A 23,103-nucleotide genomic window follows, 5' to 3' on the forward strand; every position below is an offset into this window, starting at 1 on the left:
GCGGCAAGGGCCGCGTCAATTCCGGTCGACAAGGGAGACATCGGCGTTTGAAGGACATCCTCCATTTCTCGCATGCGAACGGCTTTCCGGCGTCGACGTACCGCACGATCTTCGCCGAACTGGCCGACGACTACGAGCTGCGCTACATCGAACGGATCGGCCACGACCGCCGCTATCCGGTGACGCGCGACTGGCCGCATCTCGTCGAGCAACTGCTTGACGACATCGGCAGCCGCTACGAGCGTCCCGTCTGGCTCGTCGGCCATTCGCTCGGCGGCTACCTGTCGCTGATGGCTGCGCTGAAGAAGCCTCAATGGGTGCGCGGCGTCGTGATGATCGATTCGCCGATCATCGCGGGCTGGCGCGCCGGCGCATTGCGTGCGAGCCAGTGGGCGGGGCTCGACGAGCGGCTGTCGCCGGCGGCCGCGACGCGTAACCGGCGCACGCGCTGGGTGAGCCGTGACGAAGTCTGGCGGCACTTTCGTGAGAAACCGGCGTTCGCCCGCTGGGACGAACGGATGCTGGCCGACTACATCGACTACGGGATTCCGCAGGCCGGGGCCGACGGCGAGCGGGCGCTCGCGTTCGACCGGCAGGTCGAATACCTGATCTACCGGACGCTGCCGCACACGCTCGGCCCGAGGCTCGCGCACGGCGCGCCGGTGCCGCTCGGTTTTCTCGCCGGCACGCGTTCGCGCGAGGTGCGCCAGGTCGGGCTCGATGCGACGCGCCGCGCGGCGCGCGGCCGCGTCGAATGGCTGGAAGGCAGCCACCTGTTCCCGATGGAGCGGCCGCTCGAGACCGCCCGCGCATTGCAGCGGATGCTGAATTCGCTGAAGGCGGCCGAGGGCGACGTGTCGCAGGGCGGCGCCCCGCTCGCGAAGCGCGCCTGACGCCGGGCCGGGTGACCGGGCCGCGCCGCCTGTGCGTGCGGCTGCGCCGGCCGGCGGGGGGGCTTCGCCCCGGCGCCCACGGCTGGTGCGGGGCGGCGCGAAAGGGCGCGATCATCGAGTCAATTGCTGAGAGAAGGGCGGGCTTTACGGTATAATCCGTTTTTCCCGCGAGCATTCAGCGATGACCAAATATGTTTTCGTCACCGGCGGCGTAGTTTCTTCCCTCGGCAAGGGTATTGCCGCCGCCTCCCTCGCCGCGATCCTCGAATCGCGCGGTCTGAAAGTCACCCTCCTCAAACTCGATCCCTACATCAACGTCGACCCCGGCACGATGAGCCCGTTCCAGCACGGCGAAGTGTTCGTGACGGAAGACGGAGCGGAGACCGACCTCGACCTCGGCCACTATGAGCGCTTCATCAGCACGAAGATGCGCAAGGCCAACAACTTCACGACCGGCCAGATCTACGAATCGGTGATCCGCAAGGAGCGCCGCGGCGACTATCTTGGCAAGACCGTGCAGGTGATTCCGCACATCACGAACGAAATCCAGGCGTTCATCGAGCGCGGGGCGGCATCGGCCACCTGCGGCGAGCCGGATGTCGCGATCGTCGAGATCGGCGGCACGGTCGGCGACATCGAATCGCTGCCGTTCCTTGAAGCCGCGCGCCAGATGAGCCTGCGCCTCGGCCGCAACAGCGCGTGCTTCGTGCACCTGACGCTGGTGCCGTACGTCGCGACGGCCGGCGAGCTGAAGACGAAGCCGACCCAGCACAGCGTGCAGAAGCTGCGCGAGATCGGCATCCTGCCGCACGTGCTGCTGTGCCGTGCGGACCGCCGCATTCCGGACGACGAATCGAAGAAGATCTCGATGTTCTCGAACGTGCCGGAAGACGCCGTGATCTCGGTGTGGGACGCCGACAGCATCTACAAGATTCCGCAGATGCTGCACGACCAGGGCCTCGACCGGATCATCTGCGAGGAACTGAAGCTGTCGCCGAAGGACGCCGACCTGAGCATGTGGTCGGAGCTCGTCGAGAAGCTCGAGAACCCGAAGCACGAAGTGACGATCGGCATGGTCGGCAAGTACGTCGACCTGACCGAGTCGTACAAGTCGCTGATCGAGGCGCTGCGCCACGCATCGCTGCACACGTCGACCAAGGTCAACATCGAATACATCGACTCGGAAGAGATCGAGTCGAACGGTGTCGACAGCCTGAAGCACCTCGACGCCGTGCTGGTGCCGGGCGGTTTCGGCCGTCGCGGCACGGAAGGCAAGATCGCGGCGATCCGCTATGCGCGTGAAGCCAAGGTGCCGTATCTCGGCATCTGCCTCGGCATGCAGCTCGCGGTGATCGAATTCGCACGCGACGTCGTCGGCCTGAAGCAGGCAAACAGCACGGAATTCGAGCCGGACACGCCGGAACGCGTGGTCGCGCTGATCACCGAGTGGTATGACCGCGACGGCAAGGTCGAGACGCGCACCGAGGAATCCGACCTCGGCGGCACGATGCGCCTCGGTTCGCAGCGCTGCCCGATCAAGCCCGGCACGATGGCCGAAGAAATCTATGGCAAGGACGTGAACGAACGCCATCGCCACCGTTATGAAGTCAATAACCGCTTCGTGCCCCAGCTCGAAGCCGGCGGCCTTATCATCAGCGCCCGTACCCCGAGCGAGGATCTGCCGGAAATGATGGAGCTGCCGCGTTCGATGCACCCGTGGTTCGTCGGCGTCCAGTTCCACCCGGAATTCACGTCCACGCCGCGTGACGGTCATCCCCTCTTCAAGTCGTTCGTCGAAGCCGCGCTCGCCAACAAGCAAGCGCGCGGAGTGCAAGCATGAAGCTGTGCGATTTCGAGGTCGGCCTCGACAAACCTTTCTTCCTGATCGCGGGTACCTGCGTCGTCGAGTCGGAGCAAATGACGATCGACACGGCAGGCCGCCTGAAGGAAATCTGCGCGAAGCTGAACGTTCCGTTCATCTACAAGTCGTCCTACGACAAGGCGAACCGCAGCTCGGGCAAGTCGTTTCGTGGCCTCGGAATGGACGAGGGCCTGCGGATCCTGTCCGAGGTGAAGCGCCAGCTCGGCCTGCCGGTGCTGACCGACGTGCATTCGATCGACGAGATCGAGCAGGTCGCGTCGGTCGTCGACGTGCTGCAGACGCCCGCGTTCCTGTGCCGCCAGACCGATTTCATCCAGGCGTGCGCGCGCTCGGGCAAGCCCGTCAACATCAAGAAGGGCCAGTTCCTCGCGCCGCACGACATGAAGAACGTGATCGACAAGGCGCGCGACGCCGCACGTGAAGCGGGGCTGTCGGAAGACCGCTTCATGGCGTGCGAGCGCGGTGTCTCGTTCGGCTACAACAATCTCGTGTCGGACATGCGTTCGCTCGCGATCATGCGCGAGACGAGCGCCCCGGTCGTGTTCGACGCGACCCACTCGGTGCAGTTGCCGGGCGGGCAGGGCACGAGCTCGGGCGGCCAGCGCGAATTCGTGCCGGTGCTTGCCCGTGCGGCGGTCGCGACGGGCGTCGCGGGCCTCTTCATGGAAACGCACCCGAATCCGGCCGAGGCAAAATCGGACGGCCCGAACGCGGTGCCGCTGAACCGGATGGGCGCGCTGCTGGAGACCCTCGTCACGCTCGACCAGGCGGTGAAGCGCCACCCGTTCCTGGAAAACGATTTCAATTAAAGATCGAATGAACCTTGCGACGGTTTCGCGCGTCAGTAGCGAAAGCGGTTCGGGCGCGCGCGCCGTCGCAGTTTGAAGAATCCATCGTCATTCTCAGAGGAAACCCATGAGTGCAATCGTAGATATCATCGGCCGCGAGATTCTGGATTCGCGCGGCAACCCCACCGTCGAATGCGACGTGCTGCTCGAATCGGGCACGATGGGCCGCGCGGCCGTGCCGTCGGGCGCGTCCACCGGCTCGCGTGAAGCGATCGAACTGCGCGACGGCGAAGCCGGCCGCTACAACGGCAAGGGCGTGCTGAAGGCGGTCGAGCACATCAACACCGAAATCTCCGAAGCCATCATGGGCCTCGACGCGTCGGAACAGGCGTTCCTCGACAAGACGCTGCTCGAGCTGGACGGCACCGACAACAAGTCGCGCCTCGGCGCGAACGCGATGCTGGCCGTGTCGATGGCCGTCGCGAAGGCAGCGGCCGAAGAGGCCGGCCTGCCGCTGTACCGCTACTTCGGCGGTTCGGGCGCGATGCAACTGCCGGTGCCGATGATGAACATCGTCAACGGCGGCGCGCATGCGAACAACAGCCTCGACATCCAGGAATTCATGATCGTCCCGGTGAGCCAGCCGACGTTCCGTGAAGCCCTGCGTTGCGGCGCGGAAGTGTTCCACGCACTGAAGAAAATCTTGAGCGACCGCGGCATGAGCACGGCAGTCGGCGACGAAGGCGGCTTCGCGCCGAACTTCGGCAGCAACGACGAGTGCCTGTCGACGATCCTGCAGGCGATCGAGAAGGCCGGCTACCGTGCGGGCGAAGACGTGCTGCTCGCGCTCGACTGCGCGGCATCCGAGTTCTATCACGACGGCAAGTACCAGCTCGCGGGCGAAGGCCTGCAACTGTCGTCGGCCGAATTCACCGACTACCTCGCGACGCTCGCCGACAAGTTCCCGATCGTGTCGATCGAGGACGGCATGCACGAAAGCGACTGGGAAGGCTGGAAGCTGCTGACCGACCGCCTCGGCAAGAAGGTGCAGCTGGTCGGCGACGACCTGTTCGTCACGAACACGCGCATCCTGAAGGAAGGCATCGAGAAGGGCATCGCGAACTCGATCCTCATCAAGATCAACCAGATCGGTACGCTGACCGAAACGTTCGCAGCCATCGAAATGGCGAAGCGCGCAGGCTACACGGCCGTGATCTCGCACCGCTCGGGCGAAACGGAAGATTCGACGATCGCGGATATCGCGGTCGGCCTGAACGCCGGTCAGATCAAGACGGGTTCGCTGTCGCGCAGCGACCGTATCTCGAAGTACAACCAGCTGCTGCGCATCGAGGAAGATCTCGGCGACATCGCGAGCTACCCGGGTAAATCGGCTTTCTATAACCTGCGCTAACGCGCTACTATCGGGTTCGTCATATCGACGCCGCTCTGTGCATGTGCGCGGAGCGGCGCTTCTTATATCTGCGTTTCTTACATGCGGCTTGTCACTGTCGTCCTGATTGCCTTGCTGGCGCTCATTCAGTACCCCCTATGGTGGGGACACGGCGGCTGGCTGCGGGTGCATGAATTGCGTCAGCAGCTCGACGACCAGCTCCAGAAGAATGCGGACGAGAAGCTGCGCAACGAGCGCACTGCCGGCGAAGTGCAGGATCTGCAGAGCGGCACCGCGGCCATCGAGGAGCGCGCGCGCTACGAGATGGGCATGGTGAAGGACGGCGAGGTATTCGTGCAGTTCGTGTCGCCGAATGCGCCGGCCGCGCCGCTGAACAACATGCCGTCGAATACGTCGACGCGCGGCGCCGTGTCCGCGGCGCCGGTGCGCGTCGTGCCGAATCCGCAGTCGATCGCGAAGCCGTCGCGGCATCATGGCGGCGACAAGGGCAAGGCCGCGCATCACTGACACGATCGTTCGAACCCATTGAAAAAGCGCGGGAAATGCCGCGCTTTTTTATTTCCTGCCGGTAGTCAATCGGCTAAGCAATGGATGCTCACCACCACCATCCCGGGTAGCCGTAGCTGATACCCGTGCCCCAGCGATTGCCCCATCCGCCGTAATACCCGCCGTAGACGGTCACGGGCGGCGGCGAGTAATAAGCCCACGCGCGCGCGGCTGCCTCGGCTGCCATCGCGCTGTTCTGTTCGCGCAGCACCTGCTGGTCGATCTCGTCATAGCGCTTGCGTTCGGCGCTCGACAGCGCGGGCGGCTGGCCGCCCGATGCGCCGGGTTCGGGCAGGCGGCTCAGGATCGTGGAAGTCGGCGGCGGCATCGCACAGCCGGCAAGCGCGAGCGTGCAGGCGGCAACGCTCGTCAGGACGACGGTTCGAAACGGGAGACGAAGCGGGCGATTCATGTGTTTCTCCTGCAGCGCGCCGACGACGGGAAGCGGCTTGCGCCGAAGTGCGGGACTTCGGCGCGCGAGCCTTGCGTGCGACGCTCGTGCGTCATTATGCGCCCGTGCCCGGACGGCGGGCATCGGGTCGCCGCTCAGTGACGCTGTTCGGTCGCGGGCGCGATGCCCGTCTCGACGCCGGGTGCCGCGAACAGCTGCGCGACGTCGACCGGATCGAATTCATAGCGCTGATTGCAGAACTCGCAATGGATCTCGACGTGGCCACGCTCGACGATCACGCTGTCGACTTCTTCGCGGCCGAGCATGCGCAGCATCGCACCGACCTTCTCGCGCGAGCACGAGCACTGGAAGCGCGTGCCGGCCGGCTCGAAGTGCTGCACGTTTTCCTGCCAGAACAGCCGGCGGAACACGACTTCCGGCTCGACCTCGAGCAGTTCCTTGGCGGACAGCGTGCCGCCGAGCGTGCAGACGCGTTCCCACGTATCGGTATCGGTTTCGGCGTTGCGCGGCACGATGCCGCCGTCGCCCGGCAGCTTCTGCAGCAGCATGCCGACTGCGCGGTCGCGATCGGCCGCGAGCCACATCCGCGTGTCGAGCTGCTCCGAGTGATGCATGTAATGCTCGAGCACCTGCGAGACGGATTCGAGCGGGCCGTCGACGCCGTTCAGCGGCACGATGCCCTGGTACGGCTGCTGGCCCGGCAGCTTGTCGGCCGGATCGAGCGTGATCACGCATCGGCCGTGACCGCTCGCATTGACGAGCGATGCGAAGCTGGTGTCGTCGCCGATCGTCTGGGCGGCGTCGCCGGCGAACTTCGCGGTGGCCCGCATCGACAGATCCGAGCCGCACTGGACGACCAGCATCTGGACCGGCCCGTCGCCGAAGATCTGCATGATCAGGGTGCCGTTGAATTTCAGGTTCGCGGACAGCAGCGCGCATGCGGCCATCATCTCGCCGAGCACCGTGCGCACGGGGGCCGGGTAGTCGCGGCGGGAGAGCACTTCCTGCCACGTATTGCGCAGCGAAACGATCTCGCCGCGCACGGGCGCCGCATTGAACATGAATTTCTGTAACTGGTCGCTCACTCTTCTTCCTTGAAATCCGTGCGAATCATCCGATTCGCACGAGTTGCTCCTTGAAATGCGCACGCCGCTCGACGTACGTCTTCGCGTTCGTGCGCAGCCGCGCGATGTCTTCCGCCGTCAGCTCGCGCACGACTTTCGCCGGTGCGCCGAGAATCAGCGAATTGTCCGGGAACGTCTTGCCTTCCGTCACGACCGCGCCGGCACCAACCAGACAGTTGCGGCCGATCACCGCTCCATTCAAGACCACCGCCTGAATCCCGACCAGCGACCCTTCGCCGATTGTGCAGCCGTGCAGCATGGCCTGGTGCCCGATCGTCACGTTTTCGGCAATCGTCAGCGGAAAGCCCGGGTCCGTATGCAGTACCGCGCCTTCCTGGACGTTGCTGCCCGCGCCGACGGTAATCGTCTCGTTGTCGCCGCGAATCGTCGCACCGAACCAGACGCTCGCGTTCTCCTCGAGCACGACCTTGCCGATGATGGCCGCCGTGTCGGCGACGAATACGCTTTCGTGGATCGTCGGGGCCGTATCGCCCAGCTTGTAGATCGTCACGGAGTCTCCTTGTCTCTTCGATGATGGGCGCCGGTAGAATGGCGCGTCCGGTTTGCCCGGCGCGTTCGCATTGCGCCGCGGAACAATCGCCTATTGTAAACCGTCGCGTGCGTGCGCTCCCGCGATGCGCGCGCAGGGTGTCCCCGTTTATGAGCATGGAGTCTTCTTCTTTCGGCGATGCGCGTGCCTGCGTACGCCGCGCCGCGCTTGTCGCACTGCGTGACGCAGAACCCGCGGCCAAGGCCGCACAGGTGCGCTCGCTCCACGATGCGCTGCTGGCCGGGCGGGCGACGATCGCCCCATCGCTCGAATTGCCCGAGCCGGCCGACCTGCCCGGGCGCCCGGCGCGCCCGTCGCTCGTCGAGCCGCGTCAGCTCGAGCGACGCAGCATGCGTTCGCCCGAAGGGCGCGCCGTGCTGCTGCACGCGCTTGCCCATATCGAGTTCAATGCGATCAACCTCGCGCTCGACGCCGTCTGGCGCTTCGCGGGCCTGCCGAACGCGTTCTACTCGGACTGGCTGAAGGTGGCGGCCGAGGAGGCGTACCACTTCACGCTGCTGTCCGACCGCCTGGCGGCATTCGGGCATGCGTACGGCGATTTTCCCGCGCACAACGGCCTGTGGGAGATGTGCGAGCGAACCAAGGGCGACGTGCTTGCGCGCATGGCGCTCGTGCCGCGTACGCTCGAGGCCCGTGGGCTCGACGCATCGCCGCCGATTCGCACGCGGCTCGTACAGGCGGGCGACGAGGCGTCGGCCGCGATCCTCGACGTGATCCTGCGCGACGAAATCGGTCATGTCGCGATCGGCAACCGCTGGTTCCGGCATCTGTGCGACGAAGCCGGCCGCGATCCCGTGCCGACCTACCGGCAGCTCGCCGAGCAATACCATGCCCCGCGGCTGCGCGGCCCGTTCAATTTCGACGCACGCCGCGATGCCGGATTCGAGCAGGCTGAACTCGACGAACTGGCCGCGCAGGACGGGGCGGACGGAAGCGCGCCGCGCTGACCCGCTCGGGTTCGGCTGCGTTTCGACCGCCGCCGGCTGTCCAGGGCACCCGGCAGATGGTGCGTCCCGGCGGCCCGTGCGCGCCGGCGCCGCTAGAGCGGCGCCTCGACTGCCGGCCGCCGGAAAGAAAGCGCCACCGCTATAATCGAACGACCATTCTTTTTTTGAGCGGCTGCGATGAGTGCCTCGAGTTCTGTTTCCGATTTCGTCATGGTGCGCGGCGTCCAGCTGCATGTCCGGCGCTGGGGCCGGCCCGATGCGCCGACGCTGTTCATGCTGCATGGCTGGATGGACGTCGCGGCGTCGTTCCAGTTCGTCGTCGATGCGCTCGCGGGCGACTGGCAGGTGATCGCGCCCGATGCGCGCGGCTTCGGGCTGTCCGACTGGCCGGTCGCGCGGCAGGGTGGCGGCCACTACTGGTTCCATGAATACCTGGGCGATCTCGATGCGCTCGTCGACCACTATGCGCCGACCGGCGAAGTCAATCTGGTCGGGCACAGCATGGGCGCAAACGTCGTGTGCCTGTATGCCGGCGCACGGCCGGGGCGCGTGCGGCGCGTGGTCGATCTCGAGGGTTTCGGGCTTGTGCCCGCGCGGGCCGAGCAGGCGCCGCGCCGGCTGCGCGGCTGGCTCGACGAGTTGCGCGAACCGCCCGCGCTGCGCCCTTATGCGTCACTCGACGACGTGGCGGCGCGCCTGACCAGGACCAATCCCCGGCTGGACCCGCGTCGCGCCGCGTTCCTCGCCGCGCACTGGTCGAAGCGCGGCGACGACGGCCTCTACCACCTGCTGGCCGACCCCGCTCACAAGATGCCGGGCCCGCTGCTGTACCGGCTCGACGAAGTGATGGCTACCTGGGCGCAGGTGCGTGCGAAGGTGCTGCACGTCGAGGCCGTCAACTCGCCGACGCTCGCACACATCGCCGGCGATATCCCGCTGCCGGAATTCAAGGCGCGTTTCAACGCGTTTCCCGACTGGCGCGAGAAGCTCGTCGAGGATGCCGGCCACATGGTGCATCACGACCAGCCCGAGCAGATCGCGGCGCTGATCGAGGCGTTCTGCGCGTAAGCCGCGCGGCGTCAGCGGCGGGGCAGGCGGGCGGCGCATTGCCGCGTTGCAGTAGAATGAAGCCTTACCTGCCATGCCGACAATGAACGCCGATCTCCACTGCCATTCGAATGTTTCCGACGGGTTGCTGTCGCCTGCCGACGTCGCGCGCCGCGCCCATGCCGGCGGCGTGACCCTGTGGGCGTTGACCGACCACGACGAAATCGGCGGTCAGGCGGCGGCGCGCAGCGAGGCGGAAGCGCTCGGCATGCGCTACCTGAGCGGCGTCGAGATTTCGGTCACGTGGGCGTCGCGCACCGTGCACATCGTCGGCCTGAACGTCGATCCCGCGAATCCGGTGCTCGTCGACGGCCTGTATCGCACGCGCCACGGCCGCGCGGCGCGCGCGCTGGCGATCGGCGAGCAGCTCGCCACGCTCGGCATTCCCGGCGCGTACGAAGGCGCGCTGAAGTACGTATCGAATCCCGACCTGATCTCCCGCACGCATTTCGCGCGGTTTCTCGTCGAGAACGGCCATGCCGAATCGACGTCCGACGTGTTCGATCGCCTGCTCGGCGACGGCAAGCCCGGGTTCGTCCCGCACCGTTGGGCGACGCTGCCCGACGCGGTCGCCTGGATTCGGGCGGCCAGCGGTGAAGCCGTGGTCGCGCATCCGGGCCGTTATCGCTATACGCCCGTCGAATTCGACGCGTTTTTCGGCGAGTTCATCGATCTGGGCGGCCGCGCGATCGAGGTCGTGACGGGCAGCCACACGCCCGACCAGTACCGCGAATACGCGGACGTCGCACGCCGCTTCGGCTTCGAGGTATCGCGCGGCTCGGATTTCCATGCGCCAGGCGAGGGCCGTGTCGAGCTCGGCGGCCTGCCGCCGCTGCCGCCCGACCTGACACCGGTCTGGGAGCGCTGGCTCTGACACCGGGCGGCGGCCTGCCGCCCGCGTTGCCGCCGGCGCGCGCATCCGACTTCTCTTCCTTTACGTACCCCCACGTACCCCCATGTCCCAGTTCTTCAGGATTCATCCGGATAATCCGCAACCGCGCCTGATCAAGCAGGCCGTGGAGATCGTCAGCAAGGGCGGCGTGATCGCGATGCCGACCGATTCGAGCTATGCGCTCGCGTGCCATCTCGACGACAAGGACGCGGTCGAGCGGGTGCGCCGGATTCGCGGCCTCGACGAGAAGCAGCACCTGTCGCTGCTCGTGCGCGACCTGTCGGAGCTCGCCAACTTCGCGATGGTCGACAATCGCCAGTACCGCCAGATCAAGTCGGTGACGCCCGGCCCGTACGTGTTCATCCTGCAGGCGACCAAGGAAGTGCCGCGCCGGCTGTCGCATCCGTCGCGCAAGACGATCGGGTTGCGCGTGCCCGATCACGCGATCACGCTCGCGTTGCTGGAGTCGCTCGGCCAGCCGCTGCTCGGCACGACGCTGATCCTGCCGCCGGACGACGAGCCGCTCAACGATCCCGAAGACATTCGCGCGCGGCTCGAGAAACAGGTCGATCTCGTGATCGACGGCGGCGCGTGCCCGCGCGAGCCGTCGACGGTGATCGACCTCACCGGCGACGAGCCCGAGCTCGTGCGCGCGGGGCGCGGCGCGCTCGAGCCGTTCGGCCTCTCGGCGCCGTAAGCGCGCCGTTCCATTTTTTGCGCGAGTGCGCTTGTTACAATAACGCGATATGGATGCTTCCCTGATACAGACCATCGCCGTCTACGCGCTGCCCGTGATCTTCGCGATCACGCTGCACGAGGCCGCGCACGGCTACGCCGCCCGCCTGCTCGGCGACAACACCGCCTACATGATGGGACGCGTGTCGTTCAACCCGATGCGCCACATCGATCCGCTCGGCACGATCGCGATTCCGCTCGCGATGTATTTCCTGACGGGCGGCGCGTTTCTGTTCGGCTATGCGAAGCCGGTGCCGGTGTCGTTCGGCAACCTGCGCGATCCGCGCTGGGGCAGCCTGTGGGTATCGCTCGCGGGGCCGGCGTGCAACTTCGTGCAGGCGCTGATCTGGGGCGTGCTGACGCTCGTGCTGCCCGCCGTCGGTATCGACGAGCCGTTCTTCACGCGGATGGCGTTTGCCGGCGTCAGCGCGAACCTCGTGCTGGGCGTGCTGAACCTGTTTCCGCTGCCGCCGCTCGACGGCGGCCGCATCCTGGCGGCGCTGCTGCCGACGAAGCAATCGATCGCGCTGTCGCGCATCGAGCCGTACGGTTTCATCATCGTCCTCGCGCTGGTCGCGACGGGCGTGTTGACGAATTTCTGGCTGCGCCCGCTCGTCAACGTCGGCTACGCCGTCCTGAGCGCCATCCTGTCCCCATTCGCCTCGCTTTTCTAACGACAATCATGTTCCCTGAACGTATTTTCTCCGGCATGCGACCCACCGGGTCGCTGCACCTCGGTCATTACCACGGCGTGCTGAAAAACTGGGTGAAGCTGCAGTCCGAGTACCCGTGCTTCTTCTGCGTCGTCGACTGGCATGCGCTGACGACGCACTACGAGACTCCCGAGGTCATCGAGAAGAACGTGTGGGACGTGCTGATCGACTGGCTTGCGTCCGGCATCGATCCGGCCCAGGCGACGCTGTTCATCCAGAGCAAGGTGCCCGAACATGCCGAACTCGCGCTGCTGCTCGGCATGAGCACGCCGCTCGGCTGGCTCGAACGCGTGCCGACCTACAAGGAGCAGATGGAGAAGCTGAAGGACAAGGATCTGTCGACCTACGGCTTCCTCGGCTACCCGGTGCTGATGGCGGCCGACATCCTGCTGTATCGCGGCTCGCTCGTGCCGGTCGGTGAAGACCAGGTGCCGCACGTCGAGATGACGCGCGAGATCGCACGCCGCTTCAACTACCTGTACGGCCGCGAGCCGGGCTTCGAGGAGAAGGCGCTCGATGCCGCGAAGAAACTCGGCGGCAAGCGCGCGAAGCTCTATCACGAGCTGCGCAATGCATACCAGCAGGAGGGCGACGACGAGGCGCTCGAACAGGCGCGCGCGATGCTGCAGGAATCGCAGAGTCTGTCGATGAGCGACCGCGAGCGCCTGTTCGGCTATCTCGAAGGCGCGCGCAAGATCATCCTCGTCGAGCCGCAGGCGCTCCTCACCGAAGCATCGCGGATGCCGGGTCTCGACGGGCAGAAGATGTCCAAGTCGTACGGCAACACGATCGGCCTGCGTGAAGACGCCGAGACGATCACGAAGAAGGTCCGCACGATGCCGACTGATCCCGCGCGCGTGCGCCGCACCGATCCGGGCGATCCCGACAAGTGCCCGGTGTGGCAGCTGCACCAGGTCTATACGGACGAAGCAACGCATGACTGGGTGCAGAAGGGTTGTCGTTCGGCGGGCATCGGCTGCCTCGATTGCAAGCAGCCGGTCGTCGAAGGCATCCTGCGCGAGCAGCAGCCGATGCTCGAGCGTGCGCAGAAGTACATGGACGATCCGTCGCTGCTGCGCGCGATCGTCGCGGACGGTTGCGACAAGGCGCGCAAGTACGCGACGGAAACGATGCGCGACGTGCGCGACGCGATGGGCCTGTCGTACAACTGATCGACCGCATGAGCGCATCCGTCATCGCCGCCGCGGGCGGCCACGTCGCCCAGGCCGAGCCGTCGCGCTGGGTCGCGCAATGGTCGCGGCTCGTGCCGGCAGGCGGCGCGGTGCTGGATGTTGCCGCGGGCGGCGGGCGCCATGCGCGCTGGTTCGCGTCGCACGGGCATCGGGTCGTCGCACTCGACCGCGACCCGGTCGCGCTGGCCGCGTTGCGTGCGATTCCGGGCGTCGACGCCCGTGACGCCGATCTCGAAGGCGCGCCGTGGCCATTGCCGGCCGGCGAGCAGTTTTCGGCGGTGATCGTCACCCATTATCTGCATCGTCCGCTCTGGCCCCATCTGCTCGATGCGGTGGCGCCGGGCGGCGTGCTCATCTACGAAACCTTCGCGCAAGGAAACGAATCGGTCGGTAAACCGTCCAACCCCGCGTTCCTGCTCGCCCCGGGCGAGCTGCTGGATGCCGTGCACGGCCGCCTGCGGGTGGTGGCGTACGAGGACGGGTTCGTTGCCGCGCCGCGCGAGGCGTTCGTCCAGCGTCTCTGCGCAGTGCGCGAGGGCGCGACCCCGAAGGCGGGGGCGGGAATTCCACGTTACGAACTGCCCGGCTAATCCGCTACAATCTCAACGTTTACCGGTACATAACCTCAATCGCGTTTCATGGCTAACGGCACCCAAGACGGCATTCAAATCCGCGGCAGCATCCCCGCGATCGTCACCCCGATGCTCGAAGACGGCAGTCTCGACCTGCCGGCGTTTCGCAAACTGATCGACTGGCATATCGCGGAAGGCACCGATGCGCTCGTCGTGGTCGGTACGAGCGGCGAGTCGGCAACGCTCAACGTCGAAGAGCACATCCTGATGATCCGCACGGCGGTCGAGCATGCGGCGAAACGCATCCCGATCATCGCGGGCGCGGGCGGCAACTCGACCGCCGAGGCGATCGAGCTGACGAAACACGCGAAAGCCGTCGGCGCGGACGCGACGCTGCAGGTCGTGCCGTACTACAACAAGCCGACGCAGGAAGGCATGTACCGTCACTTCAAGACGATCGCCGAAGCGGTCGACCTGCCGGTGATCCTGTACAACGTGCCGGGCCGCACGGTCGCGGACATGGCGAACGAGACGATGCTGCGCCTCGCGGAAGTCCCGGGCATCATCGGCGTGAAGGAAGCGACCGGCAACATCGATCGCGCCGCGCACCTGATCAAGGCTGCACCGAAGCATTTCGCGATCTATAGCGGCGACGATCCGACGGCAATCGCGCTGATGCTGCTCGGCGGCCACGGCAACATCTCGGTCACGGCGAACGTCGCACCGCGTGCGATGAGCGAGCTGTGCCGCGCGGCGCTGGCCGGTGACGTCCAGACGGCCCGCGAACTGCACATGAAGCTGCTGTCGCTGCACAAGAACCTGTTCATCGAGGCGAACCCGATTCCGGTGAAGTGGGCGCTGCAGGCGATGGGCAAGATGCAGGGCGGCATCCGGCTGCCGCTCACGGCGCTCGACGAGCGCTGCCACGATGCCGTGCGTTCGGCCCTCGTCGAGGCCGGCGTCCTCGCCTGATGCCGAGGCGGCCGCGTCCTGCGGCCGCCGGCTCGTACCCTGATCAACCCGCACCGGCCGGCTCCGTCCGGCGCCGCTCCTGACGAGCGTTCTAGCAAGACGAAGGATTTCATGAAACGTTTCGCCTTTTCCTCTCGCGCCATCCAGATGTCCGTGGTGGCGCTGGCGCTGGGCGCGCTCGCCGGCTGCGATACGCTGAACGACTATCTGGCCCCCGACCGGGTCAACTACAAGAACACCGGTTCGGCGCCGCCGCTCGCGGTGCCGAGCGACCTGAAGCCGGTGCCGACGACGCAGCAGTTCGTCGCGCCGCCGAGCAACGCCGGCCTCGGCACGCTGCCGCCGCGGGCCACGACCCAGGCCGGCAACGCGACCGACGGCATTCCGAGCGCGCAGGATCCGTTCGGCATGCACATCGAGCGCGACGGCGACCGCCGCTGGCTCGTCGTCGATGGCCGGACGCCCGAGCAGCTGTGGCCGATTCTGAAGGAGTTCTGGCAGGAGAACGGTTTCTCGCTGAAGACCGACGCGCCGTCGACGGGCATCATGGCCACCGACTGGGCCGAAAACCGCGCGAACATTCCCGACGACTGGTTCCGTCGCACGATCGGCAAGGTCATCGATTTCGCATACTCGTCCGGTACGCGCGACCGCTTCCGTACGCTCGTGAACCGCACGTCGGACGGCAACACCGACATCTCGATCACGCACAGCGCGATGGAAGAAATGATGGTCGGCCCGCAGGGCGGCACGTCGTCGCGCTGGGAGGAGCGTCCGCGCAACCCGGTGCTGGAAGCCGTGTTCCTGTCGAAGTTGATGCAGAAGTTCGGGCTGACCGATGCGCAGGCGAAGCAGCTGTTGACCGATGCTCGCCCCGAGACGGCGCCGGCGCAGGTCAGCGACGCGAGCAACGGCGCGGCAACGCTGCAGCTGGCCGAGTCGTTCGACCGTGCGTGGCTGCGAGTGGGCCTGGCGCTCGACCGGACCAACTTCACGGTCGACAATCGCGACCGCGAGAAGGGCGTGTACACCGTGCGCTATGCGAATTCGATGGAAGAGCTGAAGCGTGACGGCCTGTTCGGCAAGCTGTTCTACGGCGGCCCGGCGGCCGCGAAGCCGGGCAAGGAATTCCTGGTCAACGTGCGTGCGCAAGGCAACGGCGGCACGCAGGTCGCGGTGATCGGCGCAAACGGCCAGGTCGACAACTCGTCGGACGCGCAGCGGATCATTTCGCTGCTCCACGCGCAGCTGAACTGAGCGCGTGCGATTCGCCAGCCTCGGAAGCGGCAGCGAAGGCAACGCGCTGGTCGTCGAGGCCTCGAGCGGCACGACGACCACCCGCGTGCTGCTCGACTGCGGCTTTTCCGCCAAGGAGGTCGAGCGTCGGCTCGGCCGTCTGAATCTCTGCATCGGCGATCTCGATGCGATCCTGATTACTCACGAACACAGCGACCACGTCGGCAGTGCGCTGACGCTCGCCCGCCGGGCGTCGCTGCCGCTCTACATGAGCTGGGGCACCGCGCGCGCGGTCGGCGCGGACGAGGCCGATGTCGACCTCCACGTGCTGTGGGGCGACGAGACGGCCGCGATTCGCGATCTGGCCGTGATGCCCTATACGGTCCCTCACGACGCGCGCGAGCCGCTCCAGTTCGTCTTTATGGACGGCTGCAGCCGGCTCGGCGTGCTGACGGACGTCGGCATGGCCACGCCGCACATCACGACGGTACTGAGCGGTTGTGACGCGCTGGTGCTCGAATCCAACCACGACACCGCAATGCTGGCCGCGAGCCGCTATCCGCAGTCGCTGAAGGCGCGCATCGGCGGCAACCACGGCCACCTGAGCAACGACGCGGCGGCGGCCATCCTCGCATCGCTTGAGCGCAGCCGTCTCCGGCACCTGGTCGGGGCGCACCTGAGCCAGCAGAACAACCTGCCGGAACTGGTCCGCCAGGCGTTTGGCGGCGTACTGGGGACGAACGGGGAGGACGTGATCGTAGCCACGCAGGACGCAGGCTTCGACTGGCTGGCGCTCGAATGAGCGGGGCAGGGCCGCTGCGGCGGCCCGGTACGACTGCCGGGCGACAGACGCGAAAACGGCAGACGTAAAAAAAAACCGGCCCTCGGGCCGGTTTTTTTTCAGCTGACGCTGAGGCTTACTGGCTTGCGCCCGAAGCCGGAGCAGCCGTCGCTGCCGAAGCAGCCGACGCCACTGCAGCAGCAGCGTCGCTCGCAGCAGCCGTTGCCGACGAAGCAGCGGCAGCAGCGTCGCTCGCTGCACCAGCAACTGCCGAAGCAGCCGTCGAAGCAGCAGCAGCCGCGTCGCTTGCAGCCGACGAAGCAGCTTGATCAGCGCTCTTGTTGCAAGCAGCCAGTGCAACAGCAGCCAACAGGGAAGCTACGAGGAGGGATTTCTTCATGATCACGTCCTTTTATGGTTAAAGGTAAGCAACAGCGCGAAACAATACCGGTAATGTGCTCCAACACCGACCTGGGCCGCTGGTGGAGATGCACTTCTAGAGCGTGAATCTTCCCTACGGCTTGGGCGGAAATTATATGCACTTTCCTATCGACCGTCGACAAATGCGGGGTCAATACGTTGTCTTTCCCATACAGAATTTGATCTGTACGGGCATACGGGGCGACTCACACTAATTCCGGTTTCCGACCCGTATCCAGCCCGCACGATACCACTCGTGCAATAAAGCTGTCATTGAGGGAGCCCGGGATAGTGTTACAAACCGTTTCGCCTCCATCTGGCGTTGATTGGCCAGTTCGGGCAGCCATTCGCTGGCTTGCTCGAGCGATCCTTCCTCGCCATTAATGAAGTACGAGCGCGCGTTATACATCAATGCGGCCCTTCTGTCGAGACACACGCCACGACGTGACGCTTGCGTGACGAACGCGGCTTCGGACAGCGGACGCGCGGGCGGGTCGAAAACGACGTTCGGTTTGGGCTCGCTCAGGTAGCAGCCGAGAAACTCTGCGACGTCGCGCTTGCGCCAGCGAATCGCGTCGACGATCTCGGCAACGCGCTCGACCATAGCCGGAGGCAGTTGCGCGGGCGTGTCGACGGCCGGCTGCTTCGGGTCGCGGTAGAGGTCGTCGCCGCACCCGTCCCGCAGGCCGCCACGCTCCGCGAGATAGTACAGGAACTGGGCGCCCAGTTCGCCTGCGGACGGCGCCCGGAAGCCGATCGAACAGGTCATGCATTCGCCTTCGGCCACGCCGTCGTGCGCGATGTGCGGCGGCAGGTACAGCATGTCGCCGGGTTCCAGCACCCATTCGTCGCTCGGTTCGAAGTTTTCGAGGATCTTCAGCGGCACGTCCGGCTGCAGCGACAGGTCCTTCTGCGCGCCGACGCGCCAGCGGCGCCGGCCCTCGACCTGCAGCAGGAAGACGTCGTATGAATCGAAATGCGGGCCGACGCCGCCGCCGTCCGTCGCGTACGAGATCATCAGGTCGTCCAGCCGCGCGTCGGGGATGAAGCGGAAGCGGTCGAGCAGCGCGCGCGCCGCGTCGACGTGCAGGTCGAGCCCTTGTACGAGCAGGGTCCAGGCCTTGCGCGTGACGGCCGGCAGCGAGCCCGGTTCGAACGGGCCGTGAGCCAGTTGCCACTTGTTACGAAAATGGGTGATCAGTCGCGATTCCGCGTCATAGTCCGTGGCGAGCTCGAACAGCGCGTCGCGCGAGACCGGCGACGCGACGCCGGGGATCGCCTGGCGGATCAGGAGCGGCTTCTTCTGCCAGTAGCCGCGCATGAATTGCGTCGGCGTAAGACCGCCGAGCAGCGGTGTGGGAAGATCGGAGGGCGGCGCGCCGAGCGGGGCGGCAGCGGCATCCCGCGGTTCGGCTTGAGACCGGTTGCGCATCGTATAATGAGACTTGTATTTGGGAGAATTGGATGAAAATCGCAAAAAACACCGTCGTGTCGGTCACTTACAAGCTGTCGGATGCACAGGGCAATCTGATCGAGGAAAGCGACGAGCCGATGGTTTATCTGCACGGCGGCTATGATGGCACGTTCCCCAAGATCGAGGAACAGCTCGACGGCCACGAGCCGGGCTACGAGGCACAGGTCCAGCTCGAGCCGCAGGACGCGTTCGGCGACTACGATCCCGAACTCGTGAAGATCGAGCCGCGCGATCGTTTTCCCGAGCCGCTCGAAGTGGGCATGCAGTTCGAAGGCACGCCGGAAGACGGCGACGAGGAAGTCGATTCGCTGATCTATACGGTCACCGACATCGCCGAAGACAAGGTCGTGCTCGACGGCAACCACCCGCTTGCAGGCATGGCACTGCGTTTCGCGCTGACCGTGAAGGACGTTCGCGAAGCCACCGAAGACGAAATCGAGCATGAGCACGCACATGGCGCGGAAGGGCTCGAGATCGTCGACGAGGACGAAGACGAAGACGGCGAAGCGCCGTCAGGGCGCACCCTGCACTGAGCTTGCAGGCAGGCCGGGCGCCGGCCCCGACGCTGGGGTTGGCACGGGCCACGACGCGCCGCCCGGAGCGGTGCCGTCGCCCTGCAGCGGCGGCGCGACTGACGACGAGTCAGGTAGCGCCGGCAATGCAGGGATTTCCGGCATCTGCGGCAGCGGGACGTCGTCACGGGGCACGAGCGGCAGCGCGGGCGGCACCGGCAGGTTCTTCGGTACTTCCTGCAGGCTCACGTTGAAGATCGTCTGCCGTGCCGGCGACACGCTCACCTTGACCCACTGATTCAGCGGATGGCGCGGTCCGATCGCGACGCGCGTCACGTTACCGACCAGTTCACCGTCGTCCGCACGCAGCGGGCGGTCGATCAGAAAGCCGTTCGCCAGCGCTTCGCTGCTCGCGTGCATCACGAGTATCGGGCCGCGGAACGTCGCCGCCGCCTTCACCAGTGTTCGTTTCAACTCGCGGAAGCCGTCGCGCACGCGCGGCCGGTTGAAGCGCAGCCATGCGAAGCGTTCCGCGCGTTCATAGCGCTCGAACTGCGGATCGCCTTCGAATATCACCACCATCGCACGCGCCTCGCGCCGCTTCGCGTATTCGGCCGCGTGGTCGATCCAGAAACCGTTCGCGATGATGCGGTCCTCGAATTCGCCGTTGCGGCCGCCGGCCGTCAGGTAATGGTTGTTCGGCGCCGGCGCGTTGAGTGCGACGTAGACGATGTCGTCGCGCATCCAGCGTGCATTCTCCCGATACGGCCGGAACCGTGCGACTTCGCTTTCCCGCGTGATCGGCAGCGCGCCGGGGTCGGGCAGTGCCGAATCGGCGAGCAGCGTCTGCCGCAGGAAGTCGAGCCGCTCGACCGGATCGTAGCTACCTCCGGCCACGGTGTTGCACGTTGCCCAGTCGTCGTGACCGGGAATGAATACGAGCGGCACGCGTGCCGCATCCAGGATCGCGCCGCGCTGCGAATACAGTGCATCGCGGCACGCTTCCTTCGAACCCTTCAGATCGCCCGCATAGACCACGAACGCGAGATTGCGCTCGCGCGCGATCGCATCGAGCAACCGCTGGGCGGCCGGTTCGTCCGCAGGGGTGTTGATCACGCCCGATACGACCGCGAACGAGTAGGGCGTGGTGCTGCGCTTCGGCGGCGCAGCCAGCGCGGCGGCCTGCGCGAGCGTGAGCACCGCCGCGACGAGCGTGGCGGCGGCGCGGGCCGGCAGGCCGCGCGGAATGCGCTTACGCGTGCCCGTCGGCATCGTGCGACCGGACCAGCGTGCGCAGTTCGTACAGCAGGTCGAGCGCCTCGCGCGGCTTGAGATCGTCGGGATCGATGTCGCGCAGTTTTTCGAGCGCCGGATGCGGTGTGTCGGGCAGCGCCGGTGCGTCCGCGCATTCGAGATCGTCGGCGGCCACCGGCGGCGCGCTGAACAGATCGAGCTGCGGCGTGTGCTGCGACGCCGACTGCTGTTCGAGGTACGCGAGGTGCTTGCGCGCGGCACGGATCACGGGCGCCGGAACGCCTGCGAGCTGTGCGACCTGCAGGCCGTAGCTCTGGTTGGCCGGGCCTTCGTTGACCGCGTGCAGGAACACGATGCCGTGGCCGTGCTCGACGGCCGACAGGTGGACGTTGGCCGCTTGCGGAAATTCCGCCGGCAGTTGCGTCAGCTCGAAGTAGTGCGTCGCGAACAGCGTGTAGCACGCGTTGTGTGCCAGCAGGTGGCGCGCGATGGCCCACGCGAGCGCGAGGCCGTCGAACGTCGACGTGCCGCGGCCGATCTCGTCCATCAGCACGAGGCTTTGCGGTGTCGCGTCGTTGAGGATCGCCGCGGCTTCGGTCATCTCGACCATGAACGTCGAGCGGCCGCCCGCGAGATCGTCCGCCGCGCCGATGCGCGTGAAGATCCGGTCGATCGGGCCGAAGCATGCCGACCTGGCCGGCACGTAGCTGCCGACGTAAGCCATCAGTGCGATCAACGCGGTCTGCCGCATGAACGTCGACTTACCGCCCATGTTCGGGCCGGTGATCAGCAGCAGCTTGCGCTCGGTGCCGAACCGGCAGTCGTTCGCGATGAACTGTTCGACCTGCGCCTCGACGACCGGGTGGCGGCCCTGTTCGATTTCAATGCCGATCTCGTCGGTGAAGGTCGGCGCGACCCAGTCGAGCGCGCGGGCGCGTTCCGCGAATGCGGCGAGCAGGTCGAGTTCGGCGAGCGCCGATGCGACGCGCTGACACTCGGGGATGAACGGCAGCAGTGCCTGCAGCACTGCGTCGTACAGCGCGCGTTCGCGCGCCAGGGCGCGTTCCTGCGCGGACAGCGCCTTGTCCTCGAAAGTCTTCAGTTCGGGCGTGATGTAGCGCTCGGCATTCTTCAACGTCTGGCGCCGGCGATAGTCGTCGGGCACCTTGTCGGTCTGGCCGCGCGTGACCTCGATGTAGAAGCCGTGCACCTTGTTGTATTCGACGCGCAGGTTCGCGATGCCGGTGCGCGTGCGCTCGCGCGCTTCGAGATCGATCAGGAACTGTCCGCAGTTTTCCGAGATGTCGCGCAGCTCGTCGAGCTCCGCGTCGTAGCCGCGCGCGATCACGCCGCCGTCTCGCACCATCGCGGCCGGTTCGGGCGCGATCGCGCTCGTCAGCAGGTCGAGGCATTCGGCGGGCGGTGCGAGTGCTGCGTCGACGCGGGTGAGGGCGTCCGCGTTCGGGACGATCGCGCTGATGCGCTCACGCAGCGCCGGGAGGGCGGCGAACGTGTCGCGCAGGCTCGACAAGTCACGCGGGCGCGCGGACAGCAGTGCGAGGCGCCCGGTGATCCGTTCGACGTCCGCGATCTGGCGCAGCGCACTGCGCAGCGCATCGAGGCTTGCGTTTGCCGGTGCATCGAGCAGCGCGCCGATCGCCTGCTGGCGCGATTGCGCGGCGACCGACGCACGCGGCGGGTGATGCAGCCAGTGACGCAGCAGGCGGCTGCCCATCGTCGTGCAGCAGGTGTCGAGCAGCGAATACAGGGTCGGCGACTCGGTGCCGCGCAGCGTCTCGGTCAGTTCGAGGTTGCGGCGCGTGGCCGGATCGAGCCCGATGTACTCGGTTTCGTTTTCGACCTTGAGGCTGCGCACATGCCGCAACTGCTGGCCCTGTGTGGCCGCTGCGTAGAGCAGCAGCGCGCCGGCCGCGCCGCACGCGCTCGTCAGCGAATGTGCGCCGAAGCCGTCGAGGCTCGCGACATCGAGCTGGTCGCACAGGCGCTGCGTGCCCGATGCGATGTCGAAGTGCCACGCCGGCACGCGCTTGCTTGCGCCTGCGCTTGCCGGCACGGCGTCGGTTGCGCCGTCCGGCGTCAGGATCTCGGCCGGCCGGATGCGCTCGAGCGCGGCAGCGAGTTGCTCGGGTTCGATTTCTGCGAGCCGCAGCGCGCCGCTTGCGAGGTTCAGCCACGCGAGGCCGACATTGACCGCGACGCCACGCTTGTTGTGGCCCGTGCACATCGCGAGCAGGTAAACATCGTTCTTGTCGGACAGCAGTGCTGCATCGGTCAGCGTGCCGGGCGTGACGACGCGCACGACCTTGCGCTCGACGGGGCCCTTCGACGTGGCGGGATCGCCGATCTGTTCGCAGATCGCGACCGATTCGCCCATCTTCACGAGCTTGGCGAGATACTGTTCGACCGCGTGGTGCGGTACGCCCGCCATCTTGATCGGCGTGCCGGCGGATGCGCCGCGTTGCGTGAGGGTCAGGTCGAGCAGGCGTGCGGCCTTTTCCGCGTCTTCGAAGAACAGCTCGTAGAAGTCGCCCATCCGGTAGAAGACAAGCGTGTCGGGATGGTCGGCCTTGATGCGCAGGTACTGCTGCATCATTGGAGTATGGCCGGCGAAGGCTTCGGGCGACAGCGTGGTCATAGGTCAGGCATG

The 23,103-nt window shown here is 66.4% G+C and carries 24 protein-coding genes; 16 read left to right on the top strand and 8 right to left on the bottom strand.

All coding sequences use genetic code 11. From position 1 onward, the window contains the following. The first annotated feature begins 47 nt into the window (after positions 1-47). The 5 genes from E9536_RS09010 (at position 48) to ftsB (ending at position 5,481) form a co-directional block, all read left to right on the top strand. On the top strand, positions 48-893 hold the full coding sequence (locus tag E9536_RS09010) for an alpha/beta hydrolase (protein ID WP_031399457.1): 846 nt from the start codon (positions 48-50) through the stop codon (positions 891-893). A 181-nt stretch (positions 894-1,074) separates the two neighbouring features. Beyond that, positions 1,075-2,733: a CTP synthase gene (locus E9536_RS09015; protein WP_021157687.1), complete on the top strand. Its 1,659-nt coding sequence runs from the start codon at positions 1,075-1,077 to the stop codon at positions 2,731-2,733. Next, the gene (gene kdsA, locus E9536_RS09020; RefSeq protein ID WP_060084351.1) at positions 2,730-3,584 is read left to right on the top strand and encodes a 3-deoxy-8-phosphooctulonate synthase; all 855 of its coding nucleotides are present in this window, start codon (positions 2,730-2,732) and stop codon (positions 3,582-3,584) included. The genes E9536_RS09015 and kdsA overlap by 4 nt, the downstream gene beginning before the upstream one ends. 106 nt (positions 3,585-3,690) lie before the next feature. After that, positions 3,691-4,974 (top strand): phosphopyruvate hydratase, encoded by a 1,284-nt coding sequence (gene eno / locus E9536_RS09025; protein ID WP_011352544.1) that lies wholly within the window; start codon positions 3,691-3,693, stop codon positions 4,972-4,974. Positions 4,975-5,055: 81 nt separating this feature from the next. After that, positions 5,056-5,481 (top strand): cell division protein FtsB, encoded by a 426-nt coding sequence (gene ftsB / locus E9536_RS09030; protein WP_027786978.1) that lies wholly within the window; start codon positions 5,056-5,058, stop codon positions 5,479-5,481. Positions 5,482-5,569: 88 nt separating this feature from the next. Here the strand turns inward: ftsB and E9536_RS09035 are convergent, their stop codons facing one another. From E9536_RS09035 to E9536_RS09045, 3 genes are all read right to left on the bottom strand, one after another. Continuing rightward, positions 5,570-5,932, bottom strand: a complete 363-nt coding sequence (locus tag E9536_RS09035; RefSeq protein ID WP_027786979.1) for a hypothetical protein — start codon at positions 5,930-5,932, stop codon at positions 5,570-5,572. A gap of 134 nt (positions 5,933-6,066) precedes the next feature. Then, the gene (hslO, locus tag E9536_RS09040; RefSeq protein WP_027786980.1) at positions 6,067-7,017 is read right to left on the bottom strand and encodes an Hsp33 family molecular chaperone HslO; all 951 of its coding nucleotides are present in this window, start codon (positions 7,015-7,017) and stop codon (positions 6,067-6,069) included. 25 nt (positions 7,018-7,042) lie between these two features. Then, positions 7,043-7,567 carry a gamma carbonic anhydrase family protein gene (locus E9536_RS09045; RefSeq protein ID WP_021157692.1) on the bottom strand — a complete coding sequence of 175 codons (525 nt, stop codon included), beginning with the start codon at positions 7,565-7,567 and terminating at the stop codon, positions 7,043-7,045. A gap of 149 nt (positions 7,568-7,716) precedes the next feature. Between E9536_RS09045 and E9536_RS09050 the strand changes: the two genes are divergently transcribed. The 10 genes from E9536_RS09050 to E9536_RS09095 all read left to right on the top strand — a co-directional run bounded on the left by E9536_RS09050 (position 7,717) and on the right by E9536_RS09095 (position 16,796). Continuing rightward, the gene (locus tag E9536_RS09050) at positions 7,717-8,574 is read left to right on the top strand and encodes a ferritin-like domain-containing protein (protein WP_136469750.1); all 858 of its coding nucleotides are present in this window, start codon (positions 7,717-7,719) and stop codon (positions 8,572-8,574) included. 177 nt (positions 8,575-8,751) lie between these two features. Further along, positions 8,752-9,642: an alpha/beta fold hydrolase gene (locus E9536_RS09055; RefSeq protein ID WP_136469751.1), complete on the top strand. Its 891-nt coding sequence runs from the start codon at positions 8,752-8,754 to the stop codon at positions 9,640-9,642. An 82-nt stretch (positions 9,643-9,724) separates the two neighbouring features. Then, complete coding sequence (locus tag E9536_RS09060; RefSeq protein ID WP_168799518.1) at positions 9,725-10,555, top strand: 3',5'-nucleoside bisphosphate phosphatase; 831 nt, start codon at positions 9,725-9,727, stop codon at positions 10,553-10,555. Positions 10,556-10,637: 82 nt separating this feature from the next. Next, complete coding sequence (locus E9536_RS09065) at positions 10,638-11,270, top strand: L-threonylcarbamoyladenylate synthase (protein ID WP_021157697.1); 633 nt, start codon at positions 10,638-10,640, stop codon at positions 11,268-11,270. Between the two features lie 49 nt (positions 11,271-11,319). After that, the gene (locus tag E9536_RS09070) at positions 11,320-11,982 is read left to right on the top strand and encodes a site-2 protease family protein (RefSeq protein WP_027786984.1); all 663 of its coding nucleotides are present in this window, start codon (positions 11,320-11,322) and stop codon (positions 11,980-11,982) included. Between the two features lie 8 nt (positions 11,983-11,990). Next, the gene (locus E9536_RS09075) at positions 11,991-13,193 is read left to right on the top strand and encodes a tryptophan--tRNA ligase (RefSeq protein ID WP_011352534.1); all 1,203 of its coding nucleotides are present in this window, start codon (positions 11,991-11,993) and stop codon (positions 13,191-13,193) included. A gap of 8 nt (positions 13,194-13,201) precedes the next feature. Beyond that, a complete protein-coding gene (locus E9536_RS09080) occupies positions 13,202-13,804 on the top strand; it encodes a class I SAM-dependent methyltransferase (protein ID WP_136469754.1) in 603 nt (200 codons plus the stop codon). A gap of 48 nt (positions 13,805-13,852) precedes the next feature. Beyond that, positions 13,853-14,758, top strand: a complete 906-nt coding sequence (gene dapA / locus E9536_RS09085; protein ID WP_021162674.1) for a 4-hydroxy-tetrahydrodipicolinate synthase — start codon at positions 13,853-13,855, stop codon at positions 14,756-14,758. A gap of 111 nt (positions 14,759-14,869) precedes the next feature. Continuing rightward, positions 14,870-16,015 (top strand): outer membrane protein assembly factor BamC, encoded by a 1,146-nt coding sequence (bamC, locus tag E9536_RS09090; RefSeq protein WP_136469755.1) that lies wholly within the window; start codon positions 14,870-14,872, stop codon positions 16,013-16,015. 4 nt (positions 16,016-16,019) lie between these two features. Beyond that, positions 16,020-16,796: an MBL fold metallo-hydrolase gene (locus E9536_RS09095; protein ID WP_059699095.1), complete on the top strand. Its 777-nt coding sequence runs from the start codon at positions 16,020-16,022 to the stop codon at positions 16,794-16,796. 115 nt (positions 16,797-16,911) lie between these two features. Here E9536_RS09095 and E9536_RS09100 read toward each other — a convergent pair whose 3' ends face one another. The 3 genes from E9536_RS09100 to E9536_RS09110 are packed head-to-tail and all read right to left on the bottom strand — an operon-like array spanning position 16,912 to position 18,627. Further along, positions 16,912-17,175 (bottom strand): hypothetical protein, encoded by a 264-nt coding sequence (locus E9536_RS09100; RefSeq protein ID WP_034195863.1) that lies wholly within the window; start codon positions 17,173-17,175, stop codon positions 16,912-16,914. After that, positions 17,105-17,350: a hypothetical protein gene (locus tag E9536_RS42635; RefSeq protein WP_075122947.1), complete on the bottom strand. Its 246-nt coding sequence runs from the start codon at positions 17,348-17,350 to the stop codon at positions 17,105-17,107. The genes E9536_RS09100 and E9536_RS42635 overlap by 71 nt, the downstream gene beginning before the upstream one ends. A 56-nt stretch (positions 17,351-17,406) precedes the next feature. Next, positions 17,407-18,627: a cupin domain-containing protein gene (locus E9536_RS09110; RefSeq protein WP_136469757.1), complete on the bottom strand. Its 1,221-nt coding sequence runs from the start codon at positions 18,625-18,627 to the stop codon at positions 17,407-17,409. A 32-nt stretch (positions 18,628-18,659) separates the two neighbouring features. Here E9536_RS09110 and E9536_RS09115 point away from each other — a divergent pair, with 32 nt between their 5' ends. Next, positions 18,660-19,202 (top strand): peptidylprolyl isomerase, encoded by a 543-nt coding sequence (locus E9536_RS09115; RefSeq protein WP_027786990.1) that lies wholly within the window; start codon positions 18,660-18,662, stop codon positions 19,200-19,202. Here E9536_RS09115 and E9536_RS09120 read toward each other — a convergent pair. Together E9536_RS09120 and mutS are read right to left on the bottom strand one after the other, a co-directional pair. Next, the gene (locus E9536_RS09120) at positions 19,182-20,453 is read right to left on the bottom strand and encodes a hypothetical protein (RefSeq protein WP_136469758.1); all 1,272 of its coding nucleotides are present in this window, start codon (positions 20,451-20,453) and stop codon (positions 19,182-19,184) included. The genes E9536_RS09115 and E9536_RS09120 overlap by 21 nt on opposite strands. Next, positions 20,434-23,091: a DNA mismatch repair protein MutS gene (gene mutS / locus E9536_RS09125; RefSeq protein WP_124532631.1), complete on the bottom strand. Its 2,658-nt coding sequence runs from the start codon at positions 23,089-23,091 to the stop codon at positions 20,434-20,436. Before mutS ends, E9536_RS09120 begins: the two co-directional genes overlap by 20 nt. Positions 23,092-23,103: the final 12 nt, after the last annotated feature.

The sequence above is a fragment of the Burkholderia sp. LS-044 genome, from assembly GCF_004803625.1.
Classification (GTDB): Bacteria; Pseudomonadota; Gammaproteobacteria; order Burkholderiales; family Burkholderiaceae; genus Burkholderia; species Burkholderia cepacia.

Bases quoted from the DNA above. Each gene is read 5' to 3' on its own strand.
- E9536_RS09080 (WP_136469754.1), top strand. From the start codon at position 13,202: ATGAGCGCATCCGTCATCGCCGCCGCGGGCGGCCACGTCGCCCAGGCC.
- E9536_RS09075 (WP_011352534.1), top strand. From the start codon at position 11,991: ATGTTCCCTGAACGTATTTTCTCCGGCATGCGACCCACCGGGTCGCTG.
- E9536_RS09055 (WP_136469751.1), top strand. From the start codon at position 8,752: ATGAGTGCCTCGAGTTCTGTTTCCGATTTCGTCATGGTGCGCGGCGTC.
- kdsA (WP_060084351.1), top strand. From the start codon at position 2,730: ATGAAGCTGTGCGATTTCGAGGTCGGCCTCGACAAACCTTTCTTCCTG.
- E9536_RS09070 (WP_027786984.1), top strand. From the start codon at position 11,320: ATGGATGCTTCCCTGATACAGACCATCGCCGTCTACGCGCTGCCCGTG.
- E9536_RS09015 (WP_021157687.1), top strand. From the start codon at position 1,075: ATGACCAAATATGTTTTCGTCACCGGCGGCGTAGTTTCTTCCCTCGGC.
- E9536_RS09120 (WP_136469758.1), bottom strand. From the start codon at position 20,453: ATGCCGACGGGCACGCGTAAGCGCATTCCGCGCGGCCTGCCGGCCCGC.
- ftsB (WP_027786978.1), top strand. From the start codon at position 5,056: ATGCGGCTTGTCACTGTCGTCCTGATTGCCTTGCTGGCGCTCATTCAG.
- E9536_RS09050 (WP_136469750.1), top strand. From the start codon at position 7,717: ATGAGCATGGAGTCTTCTTCTTTCGGCGATGCGCGTGCCTGCGTACGC.
- E9536_RS09065 (WP_021157697.1), top strand. From the start codon at position 10,638: ATGTCCCAGTTCTTCAGGATTCATCCGGATAATCCGCAACCGCGCCTG.
- E9536_RS09060 (WP_168799518.1), top strand. From the start codon at position 9,725: ATGAACGCCGATCTCCACTGCCATTCGAATGTTTCCGACGGGTTGCTG.
- E9536_RS09035 (WP_027786979.1), bottom strand. From the start codon at position 5,932: ATGAATCGCCCGCTTCGTCTCCCGTTTCGAACCGTCGTCCTGACGAGC.
- E9536_RS09115 (WP_027786990.1), top strand. From the start codon at position 18,660: ATGAAAATCGCAAAAAACACCGTCGTGTCGGTCACTTACAAGCTGTCG.
- E9536_RS09100 (WP_034195863.1), bottom strand. From the start codon at position 17,175: ATGAAGAAATCCCTCCTCGTAGCTTCCCTGTTGGCTGCTGTTGCACTG.
- bamC (WP_136469755.1), top strand. From the start codon at position 14,870: ATGAAACGTTTCGCCTTTTCCTCTCGCGCCATCCAGATGTCCGTGGTG.
- E9536_RS09110 (WP_136469757.1), bottom strand. From the start codon at position 18,627: ATGCGCAACCGGTCTCAAGCCGAACCGCGGGATGCCGCTGCCGCCCCG.
- dapA (WP_021162674.1), top strand. From the start codon at position 13,853: ATGGCTAACGGCACCCAAGACGGCATTCAAATCCGCGGCAGCATCCCC.
- eno (WP_011352544.1), top strand. From the start codon at position 3,691: ATGAGTGCAATCGTAGATATCATCGGCCGCGAGATTCTGGATTCGCGC.
- mutS (WP_124532631.1), bottom strand. From the start codon at position 23,091: ATGACCACGCTGTCGCCCGAAGCCTTCGCCGGCCATACTCCAATGATG.